The 1441-nt window shown below is 66.3% G+C and carries 1 protein-coding gene; it reads left to right on the forward strand.

Annotated features, from left to right (window positions below):
- The coding region (locus tag Q8K49_RS03845) for a VIT domain-containing protein (protein WP_305304205.1) at positions 1 to 1441 on the forward strand (1441 nt) is incomplete at both ends.

Consider the following 1441-nt stretch of genomic DNA (forward strand, 5'->3'; position numbering starts at 1 on the left):
CATGAACCGACTGATTCTGCTGGCCGCCGTCCTGGTCGCGCCGCTGACGCTCGCGCAGGGCATGTTGATTCCCACCGACACCTCGATGGGTCCGCTGGGCATCAAGTACCAGCGCGTGTCGGCCGACATCGTCGACGGCGCGGCGGTCACGAAGGTCGAGCAGGTCTTCGTGAACAGCTCCAACCGCCAGCTCGAGGCGCACTACGTCTTCCCGTTGCCCAGGGGCGCCGCGCTGCAGGAGTTCTACCTGTGGATCAACGGCAAGCGCACGAAGGGCGAGATGCTCGAGAAGCAGAAGGCCACCGACATCTACGAGGGCATCGTGCGGCGGCTCCAGGACCCCGGCCTGCTCGAGTACGTCGACACCGACGCCTTCCGCGCCCGCGTCTTCCCCGTGCCGGCCAACGGTGAGCAGAAGATCGAGCTCACCTTCAGCCAGGTGCTCGACTTCAACGCCGGGCTCTTTCAGTACCACTACCCCCTCGGCGCCGGCACGCGCGGCGCGCCGAAGCTCACGGTGAAGCAGGACTTCACCTTCTCGGCGAACATCAAGAGCAAGACCCCGCTGCGCAGCATCTACTCGCCGACCCACAAGCTGGGCGTGTCCCGCAAGGGCGAGAACCAGGCGGTCACCGGCCTCGAGCTCGGCGCCGGCGCGGACATCTCGAAGGACCTCGATCTCTTCTTCACCGTCTCGGACAAGGCGATCGGCCTCACCTTCATGTCGCACCGGCCCGACCCCGAGCAGCCTGGCTTCTTCATGGCGCTCATCTCGCCCAAGACCGACGTGAAGGCCGAAGAGGTGATCGCCAAGCGCGTCACCTTCGTCATCGACACCTCGGGCTCGATGATGGGCGATCGCATGAAGCTGGCCCGCGACAGCCTGAAGTACTGCGTGCAGAAGGTGAACCCGAAGGACGAGTTCAACGTGGTGCGCTTCTCCACCGACGTCGAGGCGCTCTTCGAGAAGCCGCAGCTCGCCAGCGAGGCGAACTTGAAGAAGGCGCTCGAGTTCGTCTCGGGCCTCGAGGCCATCGGCGGCACGGCGATCGACGAAGCGATGGTTCGCGCGCTCAAGGACGGCGCCAACCGCGGCGACCGTCCGCACATGGTGATGTTCATCACCGACGGCCACCCCACGGTGGGGGAGACCGACGAGGCCGCCATCTCGAAGAACGCCAAGGCCGCCAACCAGGGCAGCCGGGTGTTCACCTTCGGCGTGGGCGACGACTTGAACGCGCGCCTGCTCGATCGCATGGCCGAAGACGGCGCCGGCACGTCGGACTTCGCGCGCGACGGCCGCGACTTCGAGCTCAAGATCGGCGGCTTCTACGACAAGGTGGCCAACCCCGTGCTGTCCGACCTCGCGCTCGATCTGTCGGCCTTCGGTGCGTACGACGTGTACCCGAAGCGCCTGGGCGATCTCTTCAAGGGCGCGCAG

This window comes from Brevundimonas sp., from assembly GCF_030682035.1.
Taxonomy (GTDB): Bacteria; Pseudomonadota; Alphaproteobacteria; order Caulobacterales; family Caulobacteraceae; genus Brevundimonas.